Genomic DNA, 26,533 nt, shown 5'->3' with positions numbered 1-26,533 from the left:
ATGCCGCATTTGATCGGGCGGAAGATCAGGCTGAGGGAGTACCGTCTGGAGGATCTCGTGCCGATTCGCCGCTGGGTGAACAATCCGGACGTGGTTCGGTATTTGTCGGACATTTTTTTGTTCCCGCATACGCTCGAAGACACCGAAGCTTATTTGCGCGCCAAGATGGAGCAGAACCGGGACGACAACCGCGGCTTCGTCATCGCCGACGCGGCGACCGAGCTGTTCATCGGGCAAATCAATCTGGACGGCATCGATTGGAAAAACCGTTACGCGAAAATCGGCATCGTCATCGGCTCCCCCGAGCATTGCGGCCAGGGCTTCGGAACCGAGGCGATGCGGCTGCTGATCGACTTTGCTTTCGACGAGCTGAATTTGAACCGGCTGGAGCTGGAAGTGTACGACTTCAACGAGCGCGCCCGCCGCTGCTACGCTTCTTGCGGCTTCAAGGAAGAGGGGCGGCTTCGGCAGCGCCAGTTCAAGGACGGGCGGTACGCGGATGTCATCCTGATGGGCCTGCTCCGGTCGGAACGGGTCGCCTGGGCGGACTGACCCTTTATTTGTAAACGTATTCCCGACTCTGTTATTCTTGTAATTGGAATCGAATCTAGCATTTATTCCAAGGAGGAGAATATCCATGGCTTTTACGCTTGCGATCGGTGATTCCGCCGTCGACTTCCGGCTCCCGGCAACCGACGGACGCACGTACTCCCTTCAGGATTTCGCCGATGCGAAAGGGCTAGTCGTGTTTTTCACCTGCAACCACTGTCCGTTCGTGATGGGGTCGAAAGAAGTGACGCGTGCCACGGCAGAGAAGTACGCTCCGCACGGCATCCGGTTCGTCGGCATCAATTCGAACAGCGTCAACACGAAGCCGGACGACTCGTTCGCTCACATGGTGGAGCTGATGAAGGAAGAAGCGTTTCCTTGGATTTATTTGCACGATGAGAGCCAGGCGGTCGCGAAAGCTTACGGCGCGCTTCGGACGCCGCATTTTTACGTGTTCGACGAGGACCGCAAGCTGATCTACACCGGCCGGGGCGTCGACCAGCCGCGCGACACGAGCAAGATGACCGTGAACGATCTGGACAACGCGCTCGCCGAATTCGTGCAAGGCAAACCCGTATCCGTGCCTTTGACGAATCCGATCGGCTGCAACGTGAAGTGGGACGGCCAGGACGAGCACTGGATGCCCGTCGAGGCGTGCGACCTGGTTTGACGGCGCGGTCGGCCTGACGTTTTTGCCAAGCTCCTTGGACGCTTCAACGGCGCGGGGGAGCTTTTGAAGAACCGGCTTTTCTATGAATCTATGTTTTGCGAATCTATCGAACCTTCGGGAGCAATCGGGGAGAGACTTGAAAATGGTGAAGCTTTTGGGGAAAAGGGCGCTGGCGGCCGCGCTGGGAGCGGCCTTGTTCGGCACCTCGCCGGGGCTCGGGGCACCTGCCGCGGAAGCGGCGGGGAGCGCCGCTTCCGCCGTCGAAATCCGGCTGGACGGCTATGCGCTGCCGTTCGATGCCGCGCCGAAATTCGTTCAGGGGACGACGCTGGTGCCTTTCCGCGCGATTGCCGAAGCGCTAGGCATCGACGTCGCTTGGGACGCCGCGGCGAAAACGGTGCTGGCGACCGGCATCGGAGCGGACGGCGCCGACGCGAAGGTGGTCCTTCGCGTCGGGAAGAAGACGGCGCAGGTAAACGGAGCGGAGGTCGCGCTCGGGGCCGCGCCGGCCGTGGAGCAGGGGAGAGTGCTGATCCCGCTCGCGTTTTTCAGCCGCCAGTTCGGCGCCGCGGTCGACTGGAATTCGGGCACGCGCGTCATCTCGATCGAGTCCCCTCGGCGGGAAATGCACGTGCAGGCTTTTTACGCGATTCGCTCCTACGATCAGATCGATCGGCTGGATACGCTCGACTCGGCGGCGTTCGGCTGGACCCGGATCAACGCCGACGGCGAGCTGGTGACGGACGGCGCCGACTTCTATTGGCCGGAAGCCGACGGCGACGTGACGCCCGAATCGATCGTGAGCCGCGTAAACGGCCAGTCTTCGGACGCCTACCTGATGGCTTTCGCGGTGGACGGACAGCGCGAATTGACGAAGGCGCTGACGGACGAAACGCTGCGGGCGCAATCGATCGAAAAGCTGGCCGCCCTCGCGAAGGAAGCCGGCTTCGGCGGCATCATGCTCGATTACGAGGGACTTGCGCTGACCGACGATCCCGAGACGGTGCGCAAGCAGCTTAACGATTACGTCAAGCTGCTGTCGGAGCGCGTCAAGGCGGACGGCCTCAAGATCGCCCTGGCGGTCCCGCCGCCGAACGGCTCCTATAAGGGCTACGATTACGGAACGCTGGCGAAGTACGCGGATCATCTCGTATTGATGGCCTACGATTACGGCGCCAAGGGAAATCCGGACCCGATCGCGAAAATCGACGAGGCGATTCGCCTGACGACGGCCGCGGGCGTGCCCGAAAGCAAGCTGCTGCTCGGCGTCAACGTCTTCAACGAAAACGAGAACACGCTCGTGCCGATCGTCGGCCTGGCGAAGCGCTACGGCTTGAAGGGCGTGTCGTTCTGGAGGCTCGGGCTGATGTCGGAAGCCGAGATGGCTGCGATCGACCGGATCGTCGTTCGGGAAGGGGATTGACGGCATGCCTGTCGACGCCTTGCTGGCGACGTATTTTCCGGGCGGCGGCTGGAAGGCGGAAGCGGGGCTCGCGGGCTGGAACAATACGACGCGTTACGTAACCGTCGGCGGGCAGCGCCTGGTGCTGCGGATTTACGAAACGCACCGGGACACGGGAAAAATCGCGTTCGAGCACGCCTTGCTGGCGGAATTGGCCAAAATGGACACGGCGTTCCGCGTGCCGGTTCCGCTTGCGCATCCGTCCGGCGCGACGTTCGCGAAGCTGGAGGACGGCAGCGGCCGCTTCGGCTGCCTGTTCCGCTATCTCGAAGGCGAGCGGCCGGACAGCGCGAACGGCCGGACGGCGGAAGCGGTCGGCGAGACGGTCGGCGAACTGAGCCTGAATCTGGCGGCCGTTCGCATCGATTTGCCGCCCCAATACCCCCCGTATTACGAGATGGATGCGGCGCATCCGTCCTGCCCGCAGGAGCGGATCGCGGCGTTTTGCGCCGCGCCGCCGCCCGCGTTTCACGGGCAGCGGGCCGAGCTCATGCTGCTCGCGGAGCGGCTGCGGCAATTCCGCGCGGTCGCGCCCAAGCTGCGGGGGCTTCCGCATCAGCTCGTCCACGGCGACGTGAACGACTCGAATTTGCTGGCGGAGACCGGACGTCCCGACCGGATCGCGGCCGTGCTCGACTTCGAATTTTGCACGCGGGACGTTCGCGCGATGGAGCCTGCCGTCGTTCTGTCGGGACTGCTGGATACGGAAGGCGCGGCGGACGCCATGACGGCGTTTGCGGACGGCTTTCGCCGGCGCGTCCGGCTGCTGCCCGAGGAGGCGGAGGCGATTTTGCCGTTGGTCGAGCTGCGCAAGCTCGATGTGTTCGTGCATTTTCTCGGGCGGCGGCTGGACGGCGTGGACGGGGAGGAGACGCTCCGGCAGCAGATCGATTCCGCCGCGAACGGATTGAATTCGCTCCAACGCCGCGCCGGACAAGTGATCGCGTGCTGCCGCCGGCTCGTCGCGAACGGCGCGTGAGTTCGCACGGCCCACGGAAGGCGCCGCAAGGGCGGCGCCTGGTGCGGGCAAAATCGGCGTAACGATGCGAGGCCGCAAGTCGGGCCGGCATTCTCCGCTATTCCGCCGAACGCTGCCGGTCGATCGCTTCTTCCATCGTTTTGTCCGTCAGGTGCGCGTAAATTTGCGTCGTTTCGGGCGAAGCGTGGCCGAGCTGCTCCTGGGTTTTGTACAGATCGTTGCGCAAGTAATAATCCGTCGCGAACGAGTGCCGCAGCTTGTGGACGGACAAGTACGGCTTGCCGAACCGTTTGGCGTATTTGATGACCATTTCCTGAATGGCGCGCTTGGTCATGCGCGAGCCTTCTTTTTTGCCGTTCGCCACGGCGAGAAAAAGGGCTTTTTCCCGTTTGGGCGCTTTGTACCGCGTCTCCCGCTGCTGCAAATAGGCTTCCAGGTCGGCCACGGCTTCTTGCCGGAAATAGACCGGCGTTTTGAACGTGTCGTCGTTTTTGCCTTTGCGAAAGACGTGGGTCAGCTTCTTTTTCATATCCAAATCGTCGATATTCAGATTGACGACTTCGGACACCCGCAGCCCCGAATTGAGAATAAGGCTGACGATGCACGCATCTCTCGCGGCGTTCAGCTCATGCGCGTACAGCGCCTGTTTGTTGCCGGCCACGTCGGCCGCATAGTCATGCTTAATATAATGGATAAATTCCGCGATTTCTTCTTCCTGAAGCAGCTTGCCTTCCAGCTTGGCGGCCGTGTCCTTCGGCTTGTGCGCCCGCTTGATCGACACCTTGGCCATCACGTTGCGCTTCAGCAGCGGGTAGAAATTCTCGTCCTCCGCGATCTGGCTCAAATAATGGAACAAGGAGCGCAGCGACGAAAGCTTGCGGGAGATCGTCGTCCGGCTGTTCGCGTGCTCCTTCCGCGCGGCGAGAAACATGCGGTAGTTGTCGATGCTGTCCATATGCAGCTTCTCCAGGTCGAGCAGCGGGATGTCGGACATTTTCCCGGCGCTCGTCAAGCCCTCCGCCATCAGCCACGAAAAAAACGTTTCGTAATCCCGCACATACTCGAGCAGGGAGGAGGGGGACAGGTCGGGCAGCTTGTAGTTGACGAACTTCTCGACGTACCACGGCATCGAAGGAATGCGCCGGTCCAACTCTTCGCGGTCTTTCTTTTTCTGCAGATTCATAGGCTCTCCCATAGCGCTTGCAGCGCAAAATTGATTAGTTTACATAATTATTGTTATGTAGTTTAAAGTGGAGCATCGTGCCGGTTTTTCAGATGACAGTTATCAAGACTAGTATATCATGGGAGAAGCGGATCGGGCCTTAATTTAATGCCTTAAAAAATTAATAGTATAAATGATCTGGAATTCTCAAGAGCTTCCGTTCCTTGACGGAAACGGATGCGGCATCCCCTTCGGGCGGTGTAGGAGGAAGCTGGCGCGTCCCGGCAGAGGCTCCTATAATGAAGGTAACCGAACGGAACGAAAGGAGGGAGCGGGGATGGCCATCGTTCAAGTGACGATCGTTCCTCTCGGCACCGGGAGCACGAGCGTAAGCGAATATGTCGCGGCGGTGCAGCGAGTGCTGGAGGAAGCGGGCAGCCGCGTACGCTACCAGATGACGGCGATGAGCACGATTATCGAGGGGGAGCTCGACGAGCTTCTTTCCGTCGTCCGGCGGATGCACGAGGTGCCGTTCGAGCATGGCGCTTTGCGCGTTTCGACGACGCTGACGATCGACGACCGAAGGGATAAAGCCGGCTCGATCGAACAGAAGATGACGTCGGTCGAGCAAAAGCTGCGGGCGGAACGGAAGTAAGAAGCGCCGGCGGCGGAGCGCGCGCGACGGAGCGGCGCGGCCGCCGGCAAATTAAGTTTTGCTAAATCGAGCCGAATCTCGTAACATTCGCCGCGACGCGACGTCTAATAGTCGAGGCGTCGGAACGATGCTTGATTTTGTTGCCGAAAAATGGAGGATCGGGAGTGATGAACGTTCGCAGGCGGTTTTACAAAGGTTCGGTTTTATTGCTCGTTTTAGGTTTGCTGGGTTCCGGCTTGCTGGCGACCTCGGCCCGGGCGTCGAATTCGATCGCGATTTTCATGAACGGGAAAAAGCTGTCGAGCGACGTCGCGCCGTACATTGTCCCGAAAGAGAACGTGACGCTCGTGCCGCTGCGGGTCGTCAGCGAAGAGCTCGGCGCGGCCGTCGAATGGAACGCGGGAACCCGAACGGTCGCGATCCGGCTTGGACAAACGACGATCGCGATGCAAATGGGACAAAACCACGCGACGGTCAACGGCGGGAAAATCGCGCTGGATACGACCGTTCAGGCGAAACAGGGCCGGACGATGGTGCCGCTGCGTTTCGTCGGAGAACAGCTCGGGCTTACGGTGAACTGGGATTCGGCGACCCGCAGCATTTCGCTGTTTTCGGGCGCGGGAACGGGAGGACCGCCGGAAGGCGTGGTCGGCGCCTGGATTTCGACGGTTTACAATTTGGATTGGCCGTCGGCTTCGTCTTACGGGAACCCGACTCGACAAATGGATGAGTTTACAGCATTGCTCGACTCGCTGCAAGGGATGGGAATCAACACCGTATTCGTTCAGGTGCGGTCGGCGGGGGACGCGATGTATCCTTCGGCGCTCGCGCCCTGGTCCAAATCGCTCACCGGCTTTCAAGGGCTCGATCCGGGCTACGATCCTTTGGCGTATATGGTCGAGCAGACGCATCTTCGCGGCATGAAGTTCGAAGCTTGGTTCAATCCGTTCCGGGCGACGGTTGACGGCAATGCGGCGGCGCTGGCATCGAACCATGTCGTCCTTTCGAATCCGGAGTGGATCGTTCGCGCCGGAGGCAAAGATTATATCAACCCCGGCATTCCCGAAGCGCGGCAGCATATTATCGATGCAATTCTGGAAGTCGTGAACGGCTACGATATCGACGGCGTGCACCTCGACGATTATTTCTATCCGTCGGGGACGGCGTTTGCCGACGACGCGGCGTTCGCCGCCTATAACAGCGGCGGCTTCGCCGACAAAGGCGACTGGCGGCGCGACAATATCAACCGGTTCGTGCGCGATCTGGGCGAAGCGATCGAACAGGCGAAGCCGCAGGTCAAGTTCGGCATCAGCCCGTTCGGCGTTTGGCGCAACAAAAGCGCGGACCCGACCGGTTCCGACACGAGGGCGGGCGTATCCGCCTACGATGACATGTATGCCGACGTAAGAACGTGGATTCGCGAGGAATGGATCGATTACGTCGCTCCGCAAATTTACTGGAGTCTCTCGTTTTCCGCCGCGCGGTACGATATGTTGACCGACTGGTGGGCAAACGAGGTGAAGGGCACCGGCGTCGAGCTGTATATCGGCCACGCACCGTACAAGCTGGGCACGGCGGAGACGGGCTGGCAAACGGCGCAGGAAATCGTGAACCAACTGAAGTACAACGAAAACGTGCCGGAGGTTTCGGGGGATCTTTTCTTCAGCGCCAAGGATTTGATCAAAAATCCCCTTGGCGTGATCGAAGCGCTTCGGAACTATTATCAAACCGGGTAATGAAATCGATGGGCATCGGGGGAGCGGCGGCGCTCCCTTTTCAATCTGATCGCGCAAGTCGGAGGGATGAGCATGTCCGGTCGCAATCCGCTCACGAAGTCGCAATCGTCGGCATTGAAGCATATTGCGGCATGCGCCGAAGCCCGGAAACGGGATGCTTTGCAGACGATCGAGGAAATCCTTTATATGAGCGACATTCCTCGAAGCGCGTACGAAACCGCTCTCGCCAAGCTCCGAAAGCATGCGAGGATCGCGCTGCATTTTCACCCGGACAGGCTGGACAGCAGGATGATGACCGTTGCCGAAAGCCTGCTGGCGGAGGGGAAGTACAAGAGCCAATTCGAGACGAAACTATCGAACGGCAGCCTGACGGCTTTCCCGGGCGGCGAACGGGACCGGTGGGAGAACGACTTGTTCGAAGGCGCCTACCATTCGCAGGAACGGGCGGACGGGGAGCGGCCGAAATACGGGGCGCTCGATTTGACGCTGCGACCGGACGGACCGGCTTCGAGGTTCGGCTCCTGCTATTTTCTGCTGTCTCCGAAAGTTTCGCGGCGTAGCACCTACACTTATCTGGATTCGCACCAGAACCCGAAGGAAAAAGGCACGCTCGAGGAGTTGGACGACGTGATGGCCGCGCTGTTGAAGGACGCTTTTTTCGGGGAGTACGCCATCGGCGAAAAAAACGCGACGCCGCGCAAGCTGATCGAATTATGGTCGGCTCGCCTGGAAGAGCCGTTTCCCGAGCCTTCGATGGGCGCGGCGAATCGCAATCTGAACCATTATATTGAAGCGCAGGTTCACGGGGAAATCTCTTTGCGAGAAGACGCGGTGGCGCTCGTTGCCGATCCTTCGTTCAAAGGCACTCCCGTCGGGGGCACTCTGGAGCGTATCGGCGAGAAGTACGGCATCGATCTCTATTGGCATATGGGGTTCGTTCTGCCGGCAAGCGAGGTGCCGGGAGACTTCCGGGGGCCGGCGATGCCGTCGCTTGCCAGGCGCATTTCCCGCAACGGCCTGATCGACGCGAGCGCGATCGGAGCGGCCGCGGCGGATTTAAAGCGAAATCCGGAAGGGTGGAAGGATCGCGGGACCGAAGCGGAGGCGCTGCAGGAATTAAAACTGCTGTGGCATGTGCTGGTCCGGTACGGGAGACCGTTTCGGGAGTTTCATCGCGGTTGAAGTTTCGAGAGGCAGCGCAAAGCCGCGGAAGCGAATCTCTCCGCGGCTTCTTTTCGCAGTATAAAGGGGTCCATCCAACATTTTGACGAAAATATACTCTAAGGATTTTTCTATATAAAAAAGCCAACGTTTCTTATACTTAAGGAATCACCGACTATTTGAGGTTGATCTTATTTCCGATTCTTTTCTCTTTTATATTCTTGGTAATCCCCCTAGCCCTTGCAAAGTAGGGAGGGTTTGCTTCTTTTGGATGGAATCATTTGGATAGATTGAGGCTAATAAATTTCAAGGTTTCTTAGCGTACGCTTTCCGCGTTTTGTTGGCAATACCCCGGTTGACTGTCCAGGGCAAGGGGAGCGAAAACCCGTCCTCCTGCATATATCAAACATAGGGTAGCTACACCTCCTCGTATAATCAGTTTAGAAGCTCATCTCAAGCGAATTTCCAGTTGATCCGGACAACCGGAAACAGCTTAGATGAATTTCCATATGATGATCATCAACTCAGCGGCGGTGGTGGATGATGTAGCCGAACCCGTACCGCAGCCCGAAGGGCGAGGAACGGAAGTCGGGGAGGCGAAGCCTCTGTCCTCCATCTCTTCGGATCGATCCGGACGATTCGAAGAGCCCGCCGTTTGAGAAGCCCCTGGCTTCCTCATCCGCTAGTTTTTGCTTCACCCGTTTTATCCCCTTCTTTGGATGGGGAAGTCGGGGAAATCTCAAAAAACTGATTCACAATTTGTGCTCTAATCGCAGAATGGATTTGCCATTGCTGTTTCTTTGTCATGCGCTTTTCCACAACTGAATACATGCAGCGTTCGAATGCGAGAGGTCGCATGGCAAGCGAACGCCGCTTTACAACTCGGAACTGTCCGTGGAACAATGGGATCGACAAGCTTGATCTCGGGAGACTTCTTTCCCTCCGTGCAGACCGCAAGGTACTGCTTCAAAAGCCTGCTACCCGGATCCACCGCTCAGATTCTGACCGCTAGTTGCGCCCTCATGCGGGATGGGGGAGTAGCACCCCGCAATTGTCTTCCCCATGGGTGAGTGCTGATGACGAGGCTGCAGCAGGTGGTTTCCACGGGCACCCAGGTCCGAGTCCGGCTTGATTTTGTGTACAAGCACCCGAGGAGGTGAATCCCATGTCCCAAATGCTGATCGGTATAGACGTAAGCTTGCGTTCCCACCATGTACAATTCATGGCGGGGACGGCCGGAAGCTGGCCTCTTTCTCCGTCACCAACGACCGACACGGGGCCGATACCCTCATTCGTCGGATGCTGGATACGGCGGCGGAAGTGGGGTGCCAAACGCTTCGCATCGGGATGGAGGCGACATCCAATCTTGGATGGCACCTGGCCCACTACTTAAAAGACCAACTCGCTCCTTATGAACCCAACGTTCAGGCTCAGGTTTACGTCTTGAATGCTCGTAAAGTGGCTCGGTTCAAGAAGGGCTATGATACCCTTCCCAAAACCGACCGCATTGATGCCTGGGTGATTGCAGACCATCTGCGTTTCGGACGACTGCCTCACGATATGAATGAAGTAGTCCAATACCAAGCCTTGCAGCGTCTGACTCGCACGCGCTTTCACCTCATCCACAGTATCAAGCGTGAAAAAGCGTATTTCCTGAATCAGGTGTTTCTGAAGTTCAGCGGGATGCGGATCGACAATCCGTTCTCGGACACTTTCGGCGCCACCAGTCTGGCTGTGATCCAAGAGCTGGATCCCGAACGCATCGCGGAGATGCCCATGGAAAAGCTGATTGAATTTCTTCAGGAGAAGGGCAAAAAACGTTTCGCCAATCCGCAAGAAATCGCGGAACTGTTGAAAAAGCTGGCCCGCTCTTCGTATCGGTTGGATAAAGCCATGAGTGATCCGGTCAATATCTCGTTGTCCGTCACCCTCAGCGTCATTAAGAACATGGAGGCTGAGGTCAAGAAACTGGATAGACAGATCGACAAGATCATGAAAGGCTTTCAGCAGACACTGACATCCGTCAAAGGCATCGGAGCCGTGTATGCAGCCGGAATCCTGGCCGAGATCGGTGATATTAGCCGATTTGATGATCACAACGCATTGGCCAAATTCGCCGGTCTGGTCTGGAACAAGTACCAGTCCGGAGATTTTGAAGCTGAAGATACCGAGCGCGTGATGACCGGCAACAAGTATCTGCGCTACTACTTGGTTGAAGCAGCAGATAAAGTTCGCAAATACGATTCGGAATACGAAGCGTTCTACCACAAGAAATTTAACGAAGTTACGAAACACCAGCACAAACGAGCACTCGTCCTTACCGCACGCAAATTGGTACGGTTGGTCTTCATGCTACTGAAGACCAAGAAACTGTACACACCACCGGAGAGGAGGAATTAAACCAGATTCCTGATTTTTTCTCCACTTCCATTAGACCCGCCCAAACAGTCGTCTGAAAATTCCGTCTATTGGCTGGGTCAGGTTTCGTATTGCCTTTTTTAGGCTCAAAACAGATTTTTCCCAAGTTTCCTTCCAATTTTCATTGATCAACCCCTTGACATTCCACCGCTAGGCTTTGTCATGGACCTTACCTTGTCTTGCCGAGAGCGAGACAAGGTCTTTTTTTGCCCATTTTCTGTGTATTTGATGGATGGACAAAAATTTATAGGTAGATTCGCCGTTTCCGAGTTAATAGCAGGCAAATATACTAAAGGGTAGTCAACTACCCCCATCAAAGGAGAGGATAGAAGTAATGACAAAGGAATTTAGAAAAAGAAAAACAACCTGCAAAAAAAAATCTTCCCAGCAAACAGCGTGTAGCTGTCATCGTAAAAAACACAAACACCGCAAGCCGCCTGTCAAAGTGACGATTTCCTTAGCCAAGGCGATCGACAAGGCGATTGCCAAAAGCCTTGCTAAAAACCTTGCTAAAAACCTTGCTAAAAACCAAGCTCATGCCATTAGTAATGCCACAAGCACAAATGATAACGACAGCGGATCCACCATTAACGATCAACTTACAAGCGAAAGTGGCGCTAAAAATCATTCGGAAAGCGACAGCGACTCGAAAATTTTCGAAAAAGTCGATAACCAAAGTACGGCAACGAACGCCACTAATACCGATAGTGACTCTACCATTAACGAAACGGTTAATTCCACCAGTGGTGCAACCAACACCAGTGATAACGATAGTTCGGCTACTGTCAATGACACATTAACAAGCACAAGCGGCTCGAACAATACCTCTAATACCGATAGTGACTCTACCATTAACGAAACGGTTAATTCCACCAGTGGTGCAACCAACACCAGTGATAATGATAGTTCGGCTACTGTCAATGACACATTAACAAGCACAAGCGGCTCGAACAATACCTCTAATACCGATAGTGACTCTACCATTAACGAAACGGTTAATTCCACCAGTGGTGCAACCAACAACAGTGATAATGATAGTTCGGCTACTGTCAATGACACATTAACAAGCACAAGCGGCTCGAACAATACCTCTAATACCGATAGTGACTCTACCATTAACGAAACGGTTAATTCCACCAGTGGTGCAACCAACAACAGTGATAATGATAGTTCGGCTACCGTGACCGATACATTAACCTCAACTAGCGGCTCGAACAACGCATCAGACGCCACCAGCACTTCGTCATCGGGTGATAGTACCTCCACCAATGGAGATAATACCTCCACCACAAGTAGTGGTCCTGCGGCCAACTCATCGGATACGGACGCCACCAGCAGCTCAGGTGATAGCACATCAACGAATGGTGATAATACGTCAACCACAACAAGTGGTCCTGCAACAAACTCATCGGATACAGATGCTACATCGAGTGCAGGTGACAGTTCCTCAACCACTGGCGATAATTCATCCACAACCAGTGCCACTGCCACCACAGGTGATAACACCTCTACGCCTACAGCAACAGCGTCGACAGGCGATAATACTACCACCAATACCTCCAATGCTGACAACTCTTCAACGAACGACAACGCAAGCACCGCCAACAGCACGTTAAACTCCACCAGCTGCGCCACCAACGAATCCACGAATACCAGTGAATCCAACAACACCTTTGACTACAACAGCGCCTTAGTGAGCACGGCAAACGGGTTAGCGAGCTCGGCAAACAACTCGGCAAACACCGTCTCCAATGGCAACAACTTCACCGTTGGCAATCAAATTCAAATTAGCGACAATTCCGTGCTTTTAGCCTTATTGCTTTTGTTTTGCAAATGCCGTACCTGCTGTAACTGTCAGCCTTCTAGCGGATCAACAAGCGGCTGTACCTGCGGCACGTCGGGGACGACGAATTTGGAAGGGATTATTTCCAAACTGCTCGATGATGAAAAAAATAAACAACAGCGCATTTTTGATATGTTAAACCAAAATAATTCAATCGCTTAAGGAGGCGTTTACCCATGCTTGAAAACAGTTCAAAAACCACGTTCACGATGTCTCGCAAAAACGGAGAAACCACACTTTCGGTGGCGATCAACAATGGCAGCGACGAAGAAAAAAATATTAACATGGTCGTCAAAGACAGTGCAAACGGCAATGTATTGCCAAGTGTGATCGATGGCACAGCCATCGACAACGGGGTGACGCTGGAACCTAAAGCAATCAAAAACATGGTGATTGATACCACAAACGCCATCGGGCAAATTCTCGTGGAAATGGCAGGTGCAGGGAGGATGACAATGCGTCAAAAAAGTTCGTCATCCGGTGGCAAAACAAGCAACATCATCGAATTGATATTAAAATAAAAAATATGCTTCGTGAAGTATCGCGCAGAAACGATTCCTATAGCGCGATTCGTTGCCGATTCATTTGCTGCACGAGTGTTTCCTCGGTTGCGCAAATCGTCTCTACGAACCATCATGAAGGAATGATCTCCTAATATTAAATGACCGCTAATTAAGATTAGCGGTCATTTGGTGTTTTCAAAGCATACACTTGATGTCCGCTAATGTTTCGGTTAAAATAAGAATATCATGTCCGCTAATGTAAGACAAGATTTGGAGGCTTTGCTAATGAGAGAAACACCGGGGATTTCGGAACAGGGCGATCAGACGATTCAGGACTTCATTCACGCTCTCACCACCCACGAAGATTTGAATCCCAAAACACTAAAAGAGTATGCAAGCGACCTAAAACATTTCATCGGCTGGTTTGAGACCGCCTACCACCAAGAGGAAGAGATTATATTTCGAATTGAAGATGTGGCTACTCCAACATTAACGCGATATAGGGAAGCAGCACAAAAAATAATGGAATTGAAACCGGCGACCATTAACCGGCGGCTTATTACCCTGAAACGTTTTTTTGAATGGGCCGTGTCAGAATCCAGGATTCGCCGCGACCCTTCGAAGCCGGTTAAATTGGTTCCGGAAGAAAAGGTAAGCCCCAGACAGATGACAGACAAAGAAGAAGCTGCTTTGGTTGCTGCGGCCGAGCATGGCGGTTCTCTTCGGGATCAGACGATTCTAATCGTGATGTTTCACACGGGCTTACGAAGCATGGAAGTGTGTGACTTGGCTCCCGGAGATATTCAAATCGGTAAACGTAGTGGTCAGCTTACGGTCCGATCCGGAAAACGAAATAAACAGAGGGAAGTTCCTTTGAACGCCACGTGTAGAGTTGCTTTAGAAAAATATCTGGCAGAACTCCCTCCGCACAGTCCTTTTCTGTTTCCATCTGAAAAGACCGGCGATCGATTAACCGAACGTGCTTTACGTCATTTAATTCAAAAATATATGAAAGCAGCCCGGCTCGAAGGATTGAGCGCCCACGATCTACGGCACCGGTTCGGCTATGTGATGGCAGAAAACACGCCGTTGCACCGCTTGGCGCAAATTATGGGACACGATAGTCTGGACACAACGATGATTTACGTCAAGGCAACCCGTGCGGATCTGCAAGCGGAAGTCGAAAAAATAGCTTGGCAATAGGGGGATGAAGTACGATGTACGCGAGAGTAAGGGAACTGCTAACTCCGGAGGAACGGCTGCATTATTTGCAGATACCGCCTGATCTTGGCGAATGGGAATTGGGCACTTATTTCACATTTACACAGCATGACCTTGAAATCATACAGCAGCGGCGAAGAGATTATAATCGACTCGGCTTTGCCGTGCAGCTGTGCGTACTTCGTTATCTCGGCTGGACACTTTCTGATACAAAAGAAGTGCCGGTTCAAATTCTTCGTCATATTGCAAAGCAAATCAATGCCGATGTGGAGTCTTTTGCATCTTACGGCGACCGAGAAGCAACGAAGTACGAGCATCTGGATGAGATCCGGAAAGAATATGGCTACCAGACATTCACCTTGAGCGAATATCGTTCTTTGTGCAAGCATCTATTTAGCCATGCAATGGCAAACGGCAATCCCTTACACCTGATTCAACTCGCACTCGAAGATTTACGTAAGCGTAAAATCATTCTCCCTTCAATGGCTACAATTGAAAGAGCCGTTTGGGAAACGCGCAAACGAACAGAAGAAAAAATATTCAAGCTGCTCAGCAGTTCACTGACAGAATTACAAATTGCTAAGCTGGATCGCGTCTTAACCACCATGCCGGAAAGTAGCAAAACCTACTTAGCATGGTTAAGGGAAATTCCAGGTACTAGCTCTCCGGATTCTTTTTTGAAGGTGATTGAAAAACTCGAATACTTACGCGACTTGCAGCTGCAAGTCGATACGAAAGGCATCCATCCGAACCGTCTACGTCAACTTTCTAAAATCGGTTCGCGTTACGAACCTCATTCTTTCAGACGTTTTAATGATCCGAAAAAGTACGCGATTTTAGTAGCGTACCTATTGGAACTAATTCAGGATTTGACAGACCTGGCTTTCGAGATTCATGACCGGCAGATTATGATACTGCTTTCCAAAGGGAGAAAGGCCCAAGAGGAACTTCAAAAGCAAAACGGTAAATCGATCAACGAAAAGGTTGTTCACTTTGCCGATCTTGGAGCCGCTCTTATTAAGGCCCGAAGCGAAGGCATTGATCCGTTTGTTGCTCTTGATGCCGTCATGCCGTGGGATCAGGTCGTCGCATCCGTGGAGGAAGCTAAACGGCTGGCGCGACCAGTTGATTACGACTACTTGGACTTGTTAGAAAAGAAATTCTATGCGCTCCGAAAATACACGCCAACGCTGCTAAAATCGTTGGAATTTCGGTCAACTAAGTCCGCAGAGCCGCTAATGAAGGCGGTCGATATCATCCGGGATATGAATGAAACCGGGAAGCGGAAGGTTCCGGAAGGCGCGCCGCTGAACTTCGTTTCGAACCGCTGGCAAAAGCACGTTTACGACGATGACGGAACGATCAACCGGCATTACTACGAAATGGCTGTCCTGACAGAGTTGCGGAATTACGTTCGTTCCGGGGACGTGTCCATAGTCGGAAGCCGTCAGCATAAGGATTTCGAGGAATACCTTGTTCCGAAAGCCGATTGGAATGGCATTGATCCTAACGCTACAAAGCTTGCCGTCAGTTTGTCCGCAAAGGAATATCTTGAAGAACGGATTGAAGCACTTCTTCAAAGATTAAATTGGGTTTCGGATCACATCGATGAGCTGGACGGAGTAAATTTGGAGAACGGGAAATTGCACATTGAGCGATTGGAGAAAGATGTTCCCGATGAATCCCGAAATTTCAGTCTTTCCCTCTATGAGCTGCTACCACGAATTAAGCTTACGGATCTGCTCATGGAAGTAGCCAACTGGACGAATTTTCATGAGCAGTTTATTCACGCTTCCAGTAACCGCGCTCCGAACGAGGAAGAAACAACAATCCTTATGGCTACCCTTATGGCAATGGGAACGAACATCGGGCTTACGAAGATGGCTGAAGCCACGCCGAGCATTTCATATCGGCAAATGGCCAATACAGCTCAATGGCGGCTGTACGAAGACGCGATGAATAAAGCGCAAGCTGTTCTTGTCAATTTTCATCATAAGCTGGCGCTGCCTTCATATTGGGGGAATGGCACTACCTCCTCATCTGATGGAATGCGCGTCCAGATCGGTGTATCGTCTCTTCACGCAGATGCGAATCCTCACTACGGGACCGGAAAAGGAGCAACGATATATCGCTTCGTGAGCGACCAGTTTTCCACGTTCTATACGAAAGTCATCAATACGAACGCTCGGGATGCCGTACACGTCATCGACGGTTTGCTCCACCACGAAACGGACTTGTCCATTGAGGAGCATTATACGGATACGGCCGGTTACACCGATCAAGTCTTTGGTTTAACGCATTTGCTTGGATTTCGCTTTGCGCCGCGCTTACGCGACTTGGCTGATTCCAAGCTCTACGCTATCGGAAAACCGTCCATTTTCCCTAAATTGGAGAAGCTGCTTCGCGGACAGATTAATACAAAGATCATTCAAGAGAACTACGACGATGTACTCCGGCTGGCTCACTCCATCCGGGAAGGAACCGTTTCAGCATCACTCATTATGGGGAAAATCGGTTCCTATGCAAGACAAAACAGCTTGGCTACCGCGCTGAGAGAAATGGGGCGTATCGAGAAAACGATCTTCATTCTGGATTACCTTTCGAGCGAGGCGCTGCGGAGAAAAATCCATCGGGGGTTGAACAAAGGAGAAGCCATGAACGCATTGGCCAGAGCGATCTTCTTCGGCAAACATGGCGAACTGCGGGAACGTGCGCTACAAGATCAGCTCCAACGGGCAAGTGCGTTGAACATTATCATCAATGCAATTAGCGTTTGGAATACCGTCTATCTCCAGCAGGCAACTGAACACCGCAAAAAGCAAGGTAAGCTTCAGGAAGAACTGCTAAATCACATTTCCCCCCTTGGATGGGAGCACATCAATTTTCTAGGTGAATACAAATTCAACTTCAAGCAGAATACGTCTCTCAACTCATTACGACCGCTGAAACAACAGGAAGGTGAGTGATCGGTAGTCCGGGCGGTGTAGCCCGGACTATTGGGCTTAGAGTAAGAAAAAACGCTAAGCCAGGTACATCCGAAGGCTTAGCGTATATTATCGTTAAAATGTTGGCGGTACCCCTATAAAGGTTATGGTTGACTGGACAGGCAATCGGCAAGCTGCTCGAACGTTCCCTCGAACCCTCTTCCGCCGAATCGCCGTTAAAGCGTGCCGGAAGCTTGCTTCAAAAGCCCGGACAGCGTGGCGAGGTCGGGGGAGTCGCCTTCCCGCAATTTGATCCACTTCCGTTCGGCTGGCCCATCGAATCCTTTCGGAAAGTCAATCCCGATTGCGTTCATGATCATGAACGCAATCGCGTCTTTGGAAGGAGAAATGATGGCTGCATAATGTCCGTTTTTCAGAAAGTGCGGCTTCTTGTACTGAATGCGTTCTTCGGCTTCCGGAATGGGAGGTTTTCAGGACCGGGGAGGTTCGGCTCCAGTTTGTCTTTCCGGACGCCAAAATGTTTACATAATATAAGTTATGAAAACTATTATTCGAACTCTTAAGTTATACTTAAGAAACTTTCGAATCTATCGCTTCGTCAATTCTACTTGTAGTATGATTTAGGGAATGGATGGAAACGAGAGGGGCGTCAAAAAGTGACAGTTGGCGGGAAAAGAAGGGCCGCAAGGCTCATTTGGTTCGGTCTGGCGCTCGCGTTGGCCGCGGCTGCGATCGCGGGGTTGCGTCCGGCGGCGGCGGCAGCGGCCGGGGAAGGCATTGAGATTACCGCGGAGGTCGGACTGGGCGGGATCGTGAAGGAAGGGAAGTGGACACGCCTGTCGATCACGGCCGTCAATGAAACGGATCGGGCTTTAAAAGGGGAGCTCGTTTTCTCGGTCGTTCAGCCGAACGGAGGCTACAATCAGAGCTTTTCCGTGCCGGCGGAGCTGCCGCAAGGAAGTCCGGTCGTACTGGAGCTGACCGTGCCGGGCACGAGCTACAACGAAAACAACAACAAGCTGGCGTTTCGGGAAGAGCGCTCGGGCGACGAAATCCCGCTGACGGGAAAATCCTTTCTGGTCGGATCCTCAACGGCCAACACCGTCGTCGGCGTCGTATCCCGGGATCCGGATACGCTCAATTTTTTGCCGATTCTCAATCAACGGGGCTACAGCCTGCAAGTCGTTCCGATCGAGGATCAAAAATTGGCGAATAACGCGATGCAGCTCGGCTCGTTCGATTTTCTCGTTTTGAACGATACGGCGACGGGCGGCTGGAGCGAAGACCGAATCGCGGCGGTTCGCACCTGGGTTCAAATGGGGGGCACGCTCGTCGTTTCGGGCGGCGCGGGCTACGCGAAAACGGCTGAAGCGTTCAAGGATATCGTTCCCGTCGCCGCGGATGGCACGGCGGCGCTTTCCTCCGCCGATTCGATCGTCCAGGGCGGAGACGGCAAGGCGCTGGATCTGGCGGGGCCCGTCACGGTTTCGACGGGTACGCTGCAAGCGGGCGCTACTTCGCTGTTGAATGAAGGCGAGATCATTGTCGCGGCGGAGAGAAAGTACGGAAAAGGGCGCATCGTCTACGCGGCGTTCGACCCTTCGCTTGAGCCGTTTGCTTCCTGGAGCGGAAATTCCGCGCTTTGGGCGCGGATGTTGAGCGGCTCGCTCACCTCGTATTTGCATCAAAACGTCAACGGTTTCGGCTATAGCAACGGTTATTGGGAAGTGGACAACGCGCTGAACGCGTTCCCTTCGCTGCGATCGCCGCAGTTCAACTTGCTGCTCGTCTTTTTTCTTATTTATATCGTGATCGTCGCCCCGGGCGTATTCCTGACGCTTAAGGCGGCGGACAGGCGGGAATGGGCCTGGTGGATCATTCCGGCGTTGTCGGTCGTTTCGAGTCTCGTCATTTATTCGATCGGGTCGGCCGACAAAAACCAGACGATGACGCACAGCTTGCGGACGATGGAGCTCGCGGGCGACGGCCGCGCCTTGCGCTCGGCCGACGTGGCGGTGTTCGCTCCCCGCGGAGGCACGGTGGAGGCCGGGTTCGAAGCCGATGTTACCGTTTTGCCGAATAGCGATGAAAGCGGCACCGGCAACATTTCGACCAATCGGATGAACCAGACCGCGCGAACCGAGCCGGACCGGGTAACGGCGGTTTGGAACCGCGTCGAGTATTCTTCCGTCCGGAAGGCGCGGCTGGAATACAACGAGGAATCGTCCGGCCACGGCCAATTCGACATCGCGGCGGAAGAGCTCGGGGCGAACCGGAAAATACGCGTGACGAACAATACGGAAGCCGATCTCAAGAAGGCGGCTTTGCTGGCGAACGGCAGAGTCTATTCCCTGGGGATCTTGCGAAAGGAGAAGCCGCAGAGGCAACGGTGCCGACGTACTTACCTTCTTACGGCGTCTTTTACGATTACGGCTATCAAATGTTCCCTTTTACGGGAGGACGGGACGAGTATTCGCGGCATCGCGGCATGCTGAACGCCTACTTGCAGGAACAGGGCTCTTTCCGGCCGGTCATCGTCGGCTTCAGCGAGGATAGCGAGAGCTGGTTCGAGGTCAACGGAAAAGAAGTCAAGTCGGACAACCTGACGCTTTGGGTGCAGCCGTTCGAGCCGGATATCCCGGGAACGGGGGCGGCGACGATTCCTCCCGGCTCGATTTTGCCGGTGATGACAAGCCAATCGCTAGGCGAGTTTTCCTACGGTTCGGACGGCATGGTCGGATTGACGGACGGAAGCATCGAATTCGAATATCTCGTGCCCGGCGCGGCCGAAACCGAGTTCGAGGAGCTGACCGTGCATTTTTCGGACATGGGACAGGGCGGACAAATGGTTCTTTCGGTATGGAACGACGTAACGCAGCAATGGGATGAGATCGATCGAACGAGCAACTTGGTCCGGCTGCCGGAATCCGCGGATACGTATATGACGGCCGCGAACGCGGTCCGGATGAAGCTCGAGGTGACCGGTTCCGTTCATATCGCGCTGCCGGAGATCGGATTGAAAGGGAAGGTGAACTCGTAATGGAAACGTCTCTTGCGCAGAAGCCGTCCGCGGAAACGAAAGAGGTGCCGATGATCGAGACGCGGTCGTTGTCCAAGCAGTTCGGCAGCTTCCAGGCGCTGAAATCGCTCGATTTGACGATAGACAAGGGCACCGTATTTGGCTTCGTCGGTCCGAACGGAGCAGGCAAGTCGACGACGATGTCGATTTTGGCGACGCTGCTCGCGCCGACGTCGGGCACGGCCATGGTGGACGGGATCGACGTGACGGAGCACCCGAAGGAGGTCCGCAAAAAAATCGGCTACATGCCGGACTTTTTCGGCGTTTACGACAGCTTCAAGGCGACGGAGTATTTGCATTTTTACGGGGCCAGCTACGGCATCGGCAAGGCGGAGCGCAACAAGCTGATTCCGCAGCTGCTCGAACTGGTGAATCTCTCCGACAAAAAGGACGCTTACGTCGACACGCTTTCGCGGGGGATGAAGCAGCGCCTGTGCCTCGCCCGCTGCCTCGTGCACGACCCCGACCTGCTCATTCTCGACGAGCCCGCTTCGGGGCTCGATCCGCGGGCCCGGATCGAAATGCGCGAAATTTTGAAGGAACTGAAGGATATGGGGAAGACGATTATCATTTCCTCGCACATTTTGCCGGAACTCGCGGAAATGGTGGACGAGATCGGCGTCATCGAGCACGGGCAGCTGGTCGCGCACGGCAACGTTCAGGATATTCAAAGCCGGCTGCGGGTAAAACGGATTCTGACGATCCGCAGCGCGGGGCAGGACGAAGAGCTGGAAGCGGCGCTCAGGGACCGGCCGTTCGTGAATCGGATTTTCCGCGACGAAAAGGGCGTGCAGGTGCATTTCGGCGGCCAGGACGAGGAGCAGGCCGAGCTGCTGGCCGAGCTGATCGGCCGCGGCTTCCGCCTGATCGCCTTCAGCGAAGCGCAAACGAATCTCGAGGACGTCTTTCTGGAAATTACGAAGGGGAACGGGGGAGAAGCATGAGCGGCAAGCAAGCGGAGGCCAAAGCAGGGCGGAACCTGCGATCGCTGTTCGTCAACCCGGTGCTGAACAAGGAAATCATGCTGCGAATGCGTTCGCTGCGTTCGATGTGGGCGTTGTTTTTCTATTTGCTGGCGATCGGGATCGGCGCGCTCGGGTTCATCTATATCAACGAGATGGACGGAGGCGGCGGCTTCAATCCGAATACGAGCCGGACGATGTTCATGTTCATCAGCATCGCCCAGCTCGGGCTGATCGCCTTCATGGCGCCGGGACTTACGGCCGGCATCGTCAGCGGGGAGCGCGAGCGGCAAACGCTGAATTTGCTGCTGACGACGCAGCAGTCGTCGACGAACATTATCGTGAGCAAACTGGTCGCTTCGCTCGCTTTTATGGTGCTTATCGTGCTGGCGACGATGCCGGTGTACAGCATCGTGTTTCTGTACGGAGGCATCTCGCCGTCGCAGCTGCTGCTCGTGTTTCTCTTTTACTTGTTCACGATGGTCGTTCTCGGCTCGCTCGGCATCCTGTTTTCGACCTTGTTCAAACGAACGATGATTTCCGTCATCGTCTCCTACGGCGTCACGTTGTTCATTTTCGGAGGGACGGCGTTTCTGTATTTGATTGTGTTATCCATCATGCAAAACACGTACGGGAACGGGCAGACGGACTACGGCTGGATCGGGTACATCATGGGCTTAAATCCGGTGGCCGCCCTGTACAGCATTTTCGATTCGGAAATTTCGCGGTCGGTATTCATGGTTTATCGCTCCGGCGGCTTGAGCGGACAGGATGCCCCGATCCAGTTGTGGCAGCAATTCCTGATCGTGTATTCGATCGTTTCCATCGGGGCGGTGCTGCTTAGCATCCGGTATATCCGACCGATTTTAAAAAAGAAGCGCGCAGGCAGGTAATGTGTTGGAAGATTGGCAGGCTGTTAATGCGGTTAAATACATTCGATTAACCTCATTAATTATGTTGCGAGAAAAAAGCGAAAGCCTGCCGGGCAAGGAACGTTTTGGGAAAGTCTCAATTATGATTAATGTCATTAATTAAAGAAGCAAAGCGCGGGGAGGTGAAGAAATGGGCGAAGGCCGCAAGCTTTCGGAGCTGTTGAAGCGGGTTCGCTGGCGAATGTTGCGACTTCGCGCCGCTGCGGGCGGGGCGATCGGCTTGCTTGCGGGCAGCGGCGCAGGGGTCGTTCTCCTGCTCGCGGCACGGTTGGTGCCGATTCCGCATGCCGAGTGGATCGCCGCGGCGCTTATCGCCGCCGGCGCAATGACCGGCGCGGCCGTCCGCTTGGCGGGCGGCGTATCCGACCGCGAAGCGGCGCTTATGATGGATCGCGGACCGACGTCCGATGCCGTCGGAACGGCACTCGCGAATTTGCATAGCGAGCTTCCGATTGCCCGGCTGCAGCGCGAGGAAGCGGTGCGGCTCGCCGGCGAATACGTCGCGGGCTTGAAGACGAATTTGCCGGGACCGGGAAGACGCGGGGGCGCAAGGTTCGCCGCGCTGACGGGCGCATCCTGGCTTGTTCTGGCCGGTCTCCTCGCGATCCCGAATCCGATGGACGAGCGGATCGAAGCACGTTCGGCGGTAAATGAGGAGCTGGCTCGGCTGGATGAACAAGCGGATGAACTGGAGCAGCGGCTCGAGCAGCTGCCCGCATTGGAACCTGCCGCGAAGGACGGGCTGCTAAAGCCGCTGTCCGAGCTGCGCGAACAGTTGGGAAGGCTGGAAAGCCCGGCGGAAGCGCAACGCGAGCTGGAAGAGGCGAAGCGGGAGCTTGAACGGCTGGCGGCGGAGCTGAAGCTGCGGGAGACGCGGCTGAGCGAAATGGCCTCGCGAATGCAGGCGTCGCCGCAGCTCCGCGAGCTTGGGCAGGCGCTGGAGCGCCGCGACGCCGAAGCGGCTTCGGAGGCGATCGACGGGCTGCGCGGCGAACTGCGGCGGCTTAGCGAGCAGCAGAAGGCGGAGCTCGCCGAGCTTTTGCGCGAGCTGGCCGACGCGCTGCCCGAGGGAACGGAAGCCGATTCGGACGCAGCGTTGAAGGAAGCGCTGAACAAGGCGGCGGAGCAAGCCGCGAGCGGGGAGCCGGAGGGCACGGGAGCGGAAGACGCGCTTGCCGGGCTGGGCGAGGCGCTCGCTCGCGAGCTGACGGCGGAAGAGCTGGCGGCCCTCGCCCGGCAAATGGCCGGCGGACTTGGCGCAAGCTCCGCCGTGTTGGCCGATCAAGCAGGCGGCGCAGCGGCGGGAACCGGTTCCGCTTGGGCCGGGGCTTCGGGCACCGGCGACGCTTCGGGCGGCGCAAGCTCAACAGGCGCCGCGGGAAATCCGGGAGCCGGCGGCGAATCCGGCGGCGGGAGCGGCGAAGGAGAGGGAGCCGGCGCGAGCCCGGGCGCGGGAGGCAACTCCGGCGGCGGTTCGGAAGGCGAATCAGGTTCGGGTACGGGGGCTGGCTCGGGTTCCGGGGTCGGAAACGGCGCAGGGACAGGATCCGGAACAGGCTCGGGTTCAGGCTCCGGCAGCGGTGCAGGGACGGGATCCGGCTCGGGTTCAGGCTCCGGCAGCGGTACGGGGTCTGGCTCGGGTGCCGGCAGCGGGGCAGGAGCTGGAGGCGGTACGGGCGCGGGCTCCGGTTCGGGCGGACTTCAAGGCGGAACGGGAAGCGGCGGCCGTTCGCTCGTCACGACGCCCCGAGCGATGGAAGGGTCCGGCAACGCCGCGACGGACGGCGGTCCGTCCTCGGGCGGCCGGGTCACGGAGGGCGATACGTCGCCGATGCTGGATGGCGGAGCCCAAAGCTATGAGGAGGTCTACTCCAGCTACGCGACGGACGCCCGCAGGGCGCTGAACCGTTCGCAGCTGCCGGAATCGATGCAGCAGCGGGTGCGCGATTATTTTGAAGAAATTCAGCCGAATCGATAGATTTTAACTACATTAAATAAATGGCGGAGGGGTACGGATGATTCAATCCAAAGCGCAGGTGGAAGCGGCCGTCGAACGTTTCGAAACGCTCAGGCGGGAAGTGGGGCGGGTCATCGTCGGCCAGCAGGATGTCGTCGAGCAGCTGCTGTGGTGCGTCGTGGCCGGCGGACACGCCCTGCTGGAAGGAATTCCGGGCCTCGGCAAAACGATGCTTGTGCGTACGCTTGCCGATGCGCTCGAGCTGTCGTTTTCCCGCATCCAGTTTACGCCCGATCTGATGCCGACCGATATTACCGGCACCCAGCTCGTCGAATTCGGTCCGCAGGGCAGCGCTTCGTACCGGTTTCAACCGGGACCGATATTCGGCCACCTGGTGTTGGCGGACGAGATTAACCGGGCGACGCCGAAAACGCAGAGCGCCCTGCTCGAAGCGATGCAGGAGCGAACGGTGACGGCGGGCGGCGAGACGCGAAAGCTCCCGTCTCCTTTTTTTGTGCTGGCTACGCAAAATCCGGTCGAACAGGAAGGAACCTATCCGCTGCCGGAAGCGCAGTTGGACCGCTTTTTGCTGAAAATTCATGTCACCTACCCGACCCGGGAGGAGCTGAAGGAAATCGTCAGGCGCACGACTTCTTCCGAAAGCTACCGCGCCGACAAGGTTGTCGATTCCGCAACGATCGCCGAATTGCACGCTTTCTCCAAAGAGGTGCTCGTCTCCGACGAGGTGCTGGATTCGGCCATTCGCGCGATCATGTTCACGCATCCGACGGAGCCGGAAGCGCCGGAGCTCGTCCGCAGGTATGTCCGGTACGGTTCGGGACCGCGCGGCATCCAGGCGCTCATCTCCGTCGCCAAGGTGAGGGCTCTTGTAGAAGGGAGGCTTCACGTTTCCTGGCCGGATATTCGGGCGGTCGCGGTTCCGGCTTTGCGTCACCGGCTCGTACTCGGCTATGAGGGAGAGGCGGCGGGAATCGCCGCCGACGAAATCGTCGACGCCGTGCTGCAAGCGGCGGAGGCGCGGCGATGACGGGAGCGGAGCGGGGGGCTGGTGGATCGTTTTGGCTCGACCCGATGCTGCTTCGCAAGCTGGAGCAAATTTCCGTCGCATCGAAGGGCCGGACGCGCGGCACGATGCAAGGGAAACGGCGGTCTCGCGCGCTTGGAGGCTCCCAGGAGTTCGCGGACTACAGGCCGTACGCTCCCGGCGACGACATCCGGCGGCTGGATTGGAACGTGTACGGAAGAACCGGAAAGGCGTACATCCGCCAGTATTGGGACGAACAAGAAATGGCGGTTCGCCTGTATGTGGATGCGTCCGAATCGATGCGGTTCCGCTCGATCGGCGCGGCGGAAGGGGACTTGCCGTCGTCCGGGACGAAATGGGCGTACGCGCTTCGGCTCGCGGCATGCGTCGGGTACGCGGCGCTGGCCGGGGAGGATCGCGTGTCCGTCGCCCGTTTTACGGATTCGGTGGAATCGAGCCTGCCGCCGCTGCGGGGGAAGGGCTCCGCAAGCCGGCTTTTTGCGTATCTCGAAGGCGAGATGAGCGCGAAGCCGGCAGCGGCGGGCAGCGACGATTTGAGCGCAGCTTTTTTGGCGCCGGGCGTTTTGCCGCGGACTCCCGGACAAGTCTGGCTGCTAACGGACGGGATGTACGAGTTCGGAATCGATCGGACGCTGGACGCTTTCGCCGCGGCGGGACAGGAGGTTGCCTTCATCCAGGTGCTCGGCAAGGAGGAGCTGTCCCCGGCGTTGTCGGGCGAGCTGACGCTGATCGACGCCGAATCGGGGATCGCCAAGGAAGTCGCGATCGGCCCAAGCGTATTGAGGACTTACGAGGCCGCGCTCCGCGAACATAATGAATCGATTCGCCGGATGTGCGCCGAACGCGGTTTTGCCTATGTTCTCGTCGATACGTCCGTGCCGCTGGAACATACGGTCGCTTATGTGCTGCTGGCGCAAGGGTTGTTAAAAAGATAACCGCTTCGGCCGGTAATGGCTGATCCGTGTGCGCTTATTCAAGCGATGACTGTCTGAGCTGGAACCGGTAGACGCACGAGTTTTCGAGCGGTGATGGCCTTGCCGAACACTTAGCCCTGTGAGCTGTATAAGTGTTGACAGCTTGCACGAGAAGTGACTTTCGCAAGAGTTGTTTGAGCGATGATTGTGTTCGGGAGAACGGGTGATGACGTGGATATTGGGGATTGCGATGACAGGGGGCAGATTGTCGAGTTGGTTTGGCTGCCTGATTCCCCCTGGGGCGTCATTTAATTTATGG

Annotated in this window: 20 protein-coding genes and 1 pseudogene; 19 read left to right on the top strand and 2 right to left on the bottom strand. The window is 56.1% G+C overall.

The features are described 5' to 3' along the window. From JW799_RS22070 to JW799_RS22055, 4 genes are all read left to right on the top strand, one after another. Nucleotides 1-552 carry a GNAT family N-acetyltransferase gene (locus JW799_RS22070; RefSeq protein ID WP_080839494.1) on the top strand — a complete coding sequence of 184 codons (552 nt, stop codon included), beginning with the start codon at nt 1-3 and terminating at the stop codon, nt 550-552. 85 nt (nt 553-637) lie between these two features. Further along, the gene (locus JW799_RS22065) at nt 638-1,219 is read left to right on the top strand and encodes a thioredoxin family protein (protein ID WP_205431718.1); all 582 of its coding nucleotides are present in this window, start codon (nt 638-640) and stop codon (nt 1,217-1,219) included. A gap of 142 nt (nt 1,220-1,361) precedes the next feature. Then, nucleotides 1,362-2,642, top strand: coding sequence for a stalk domain-containing protein (locus JW799_RS22060; protein ID WP_205431717.1), 1,281 nt, complete (start codon nt 1,362-1,364; stop codon nt 2,640-2,642). Between the two features lie 4 nt (nt 2,643-2,646). Further along, nucleotides 2,647-3,660 (top strand): phosphotransferase, encoded by a 1,014-nt coding sequence (locus JW799_RS22055; protein ID WP_205431715.1) that lies wholly within the window; start codon nt 2,647-2,649, stop codon nt 3,658-3,660. A gap of 97 nt (nt 3,661-3,757) precedes the next feature. Here the strand turns inward: JW799_RS22055 and xerS are convergent, their stop codons facing one another. Next, on the bottom strand, nt 3,758-4,843 hold the full coding sequence (gene xerS / locus JW799_RS22050) for a tyrosine recombinase XerS (RefSeq protein ID WP_080839486.1): 1,086 nt from the start codon (nt 4,841-4,843) through the stop codon (nt 3,758-3,760). A 316-nt stretch (nt 4,844-5,159) separates the two neighbouring features. Here xerS and JW799_RS22045 point away from each other — a divergent pair, with 316 nt between their 5' ends. From JW799_RS22045 to JW799_RS22010, 8 genes are all read left to right on the top strand, one after another. Further along, entirely contained in the window at nt 5,160-5,477 is a 318-nt protein-coding gene (locus tag JW799_RS22045; protein WP_080839484.1) for an MTH1187 family thiamine-binding protein, read from the top strand. Between the two features lie 167 nt (nt 5,478-5,644). Beyond that, nucleotides 5,645-7,213, top strand: coding sequence for a family 10 glycosylhydrolase (locus JW799_RS22040; RefSeq protein ID WP_080839482.1), 1,569 nt, complete (start codon nt 5,645-5,647; stop codon nt 7,211-7,213). Nucleotides 7,214-7,285: 72 nt separating this feature from the next. After that, entirely contained in the window at nt 7,286-8,395 is a 1,110-nt protein-coding gene (locus tag JW799_RS22035) for a DUF3626 domain-containing protein (RefSeq protein ID WP_139787295.1), read from the top strand. Between the two features lie 1,107 nt (nt 8,396-9,502). Then, nucleotides 9,503-10,774: an IS110 family RNA-guided transposase gene (locus tag JW799_RS22030; protein WP_338026314.1), complete on the top strand. Its 1,272-nt coding sequence runs from the start codon at nt 9,503-9,505 to the stop codon at nt 10,772-10,774. A gap of 352 nt (nt 10,775-11,126) precedes the next feature. Continuing rightward, nucleotides 11,127-12,797, top strand: coding sequence for a serine-rich family protein (locus JW799_RS22025; RefSeq protein WP_139787294.1), 1,671 nt, complete (start codon nt 11,127-11,129; stop codon nt 12,795-12,797). Nucleotides 12,798-12,811: 14 nt separating this feature from the next. Next, the gene (locus tag JW799_RS22020) at nt 12,812-13,156 is read left to right on the top strand and encodes a hypothetical protein (protein WP_006211803.1); all 345 of its coding nucleotides are present in this window, start codon (nt 12,812-12,814) and stop codon (nt 13,154-13,156) included. Between the two features lie 267 nt (nt 13,157-13,423). Then, nucleotides 13,424-14,341, top strand: a complete 918-nt coding sequence (locus JW799_RS22015) for a tyrosine-type recombinase/integrase (protein WP_006211804.1) — start codon at nt 13,424-13,426, stop codon at nt 14,339-14,341. 14 nt (nt 14,342-14,355) lie between these two features. Then, nucleotides 14,356-17,325, top strand: a complete 2,970-nt coding sequence (locus JW799_RS22010) for a Tn3 family transposase (protein ID WP_028598545.1) — start codon at nt 14,356-14,358, stop codon at nt 17,323-17,325. 194 nt (nt 17,326-17,519) lie between these two features. On the opposite strand, the pseudogene JW799_RS22005 reads toward JW799_RS22010, so the two are convergent. Continuing rightward, a pseudogene (locus tag JW799_RS22005) lies at nt 17,520-17,765 on the bottom strand (DUF1801 domain-containing protein); the annotation flags it as partial. Nucleotides 17,766-17,960: 195 nt separating this feature from the next. Between JW799_RS22005 and JW799_RS22000 the strand changes: the two are divergent. The 7 genes from JW799_RS22000 to JW799_RS21970 all read left to right on the top strand — a co-directional run bounded on the left by JW799_RS22000 (nt 17,961) and on the right by JW799_RS21970 (nt 26,235). Beyond that, complete coding sequence (locus tag JW799_RS22000) at nt 17,961-19,799, top strand: DUF4350 domain-containing protein (protein ID WP_205431713.1); 1,839 nt, start codon at nt 17,961-17,963, stop codon at nt 19,797-19,799. Further along, nucleotides 19,694-20,344, top strand: a complete 651-nt coding sequence (locus JW799_RS21995; RefSeq protein WP_205431711.1) for a hypothetical protein — start codon at nt 19,694-19,696, stop codon at nt 20,342-20,344. The genes JW799_RS22000 and JW799_RS21995 overlap by 106 nt, the downstream gene beginning before the upstream one ends. 50 nt (nt 20,345-20,394) lie before the next feature. Further along, nucleotides 20,395-21,327, top strand: coding sequence for an ABC transporter ATP-binding protein (locus JW799_RS21990; RefSeq protein ID WP_080840969.1), 933 nt, complete (start codon nt 20,395-20,397; stop codon nt 21,325-21,327). Next, nucleotides 21,324-22,238, top strand: a complete 915-nt coding sequence (locus JW799_RS21985) for an ABC transporter permease (RefSeq protein WP_080839474.1) — start codon at nt 21,324-21,326, stop codon at nt 22,236-22,238. Before JW799_RS21990 ends, JW799_RS21985 begins: the two co-directional genes overlap by 4 nt. A 169-nt stretch (nt 22,239-22,407) precedes the next feature. After that, nucleotides 22,408-24,255, top strand: coding sequence for a hypothetical protein (locus JW799_RS21980; protein ID WP_080839472.1), 1,848 nt, complete (start codon nt 22,408-22,410; stop codon nt 24,253-24,255). 37 nt (nt 24,256-24,292) lie between these two features. After that, nucleotides 24,293-25,282, top strand: coding sequence for an AAA family ATPase (locus tag JW799_RS21975; RefSeq protein ID WP_080839470.1), 990 nt, complete (start codon nt 24,293-24,295; stop codon nt 25,280-25,282). After that, on the top strand, nt 25,279-26,235 hold the full coding sequence (locus JW799_RS21970) for a DUF58 domain-containing protein (RefSeq protein ID WP_080839468.1): 957 nt from the start codon (nt 25,279-25,281) through the stop codon (nt 26,233-26,235). The genes JW799_RS21975 and JW799_RS21970 overlap by 4 nt, the downstream gene beginning before the upstream one ends. Nucleotides 26,236-26,533: the final 298 nt, after the last annotated feature.

The organism is Cohnella algarum (assembly GCF_016937515.1).
In the GTDB taxonomy this organism is placed as follows: Bacteria; Bacillota; Bacilli; order Paenibacillales; family Paenibacillaceae; genus Cohnella; species Cohnella algarum.
This window is presented reverse-complemented; position numbering and strand designations above follow the sequence as displayed.

Coding starts and splice junctions, on each gene's coding strand:
- JW799_RS22025 (WP_139787294.1), top strand. CDS start 11,127: ATGACAAAGGAATTTAGAAAAAGAAAAACAACCTGCAAAAAAAAATCT.
- JW799_RS22020 (WP_006211803.1), top strand. CDS start 12,812: ATGCTTGAAAACAGTTCAAAAACCACGTTCACGATGTCTCGCAAAAAC.
- xerS (WP_080839486.1), bottom strand. CDS start 4,843: ATGAATCTGCAGAAAAAGAAAGACCGCGAAGAGTTGGACCGGCGCATT.
- JW799_RS21970 (WP_080839468.1), top strand. CDS start 25,279: ATGACGGGAGCGGAGCGGGGGGCTGGTGGATCGTTTTGGCTCGACCCG.
- JW799_RS21990 (WP_080840969.1), top strand. CDS start 20,395: ATGATCGAGACGCGGTCGTTGTCCAAGCAGTTCGGCAGCTTCCAGGCG.
- JW799_RS22060 (WP_205431717.1), top strand. CDS start 1,362: ATGGTGAAGCTTTTGGGGAAAAGGGCGCTGGCGGCCGCGCTGGGAGCG.
- JW799_RS22055 (WP_205431715.1), top strand. CDS start 2,647: ATGCCTGTCGACGCCTTGCTGGCGACGTATTTTCCGGGCGGCGGCTGG.
- JW799_RS21985 (WP_080839474.1), top strand. CDS start 21,324: ATGAGCGGCAAGCAAGCGGAGGCCAAAGCAGGGCGGAACCTGCGATCG.
- JW799_RS22040 (WP_080839482.1), top strand. CDS start 5,645: ATGAACGTTCGCAGGCGGTTTTACAAAGGTTCGGTTTTATTGCTCGTT.
- JW799_RS21980 (WP_080839472.1), top strand. CDS start 22,408: ATGGGCGAAGGCCGCAAGCTTTCGGAGCTGTTGAAGCGGGTTCGCTGG.
- JW799_RS22070 (WP_080839494.1), top strand. CDS start 1: ATGCCGCATTTGATCGGGCGGAAGATCAGGCTGAGGGAGTACCGTCTG.
- JW799_RS22035 (WP_139787295.1), top strand. CDS start 7,286: ATGTCCGGTCGCAATCCGCTCACGAAGTCGCAATCGTCGGCATTGAAG.
- JW799_RS22010 (WP_028598545.1), top strand. CDS start 14,356: ATGTACGCGAGAGTAAGGGAACTGCTAACTCCGGAGGAACGGCTGCAT.
- JW799_RS21975 (WP_080839470.1), top strand. CDS start 24,293: ATGATTCAATCCAAAGCGCAGGTGGAAGCGGCCGTCGAACGTTTCGAA.
- JW799_RS22045 (WP_080839484.1), top strand. CDS start 5,160: ATGGCCATCGTTCAAGTGACGATCGTTCCTCTCGGCACCGGGAGCACG.
- JW799_RS22065 (WP_205431718.1), top strand. CDS start 638: ATGGCTTTTACGCTTGCGATCGGTGATTCCGCCGTCGACTTCCGGCTC.
- JW799_RS22015 (WP_006211804.1), top strand. CDS start 13,424: ATGAGAGAAACACCGGGGATTTCGGAACAGGGCGATCAGACGATTCAG.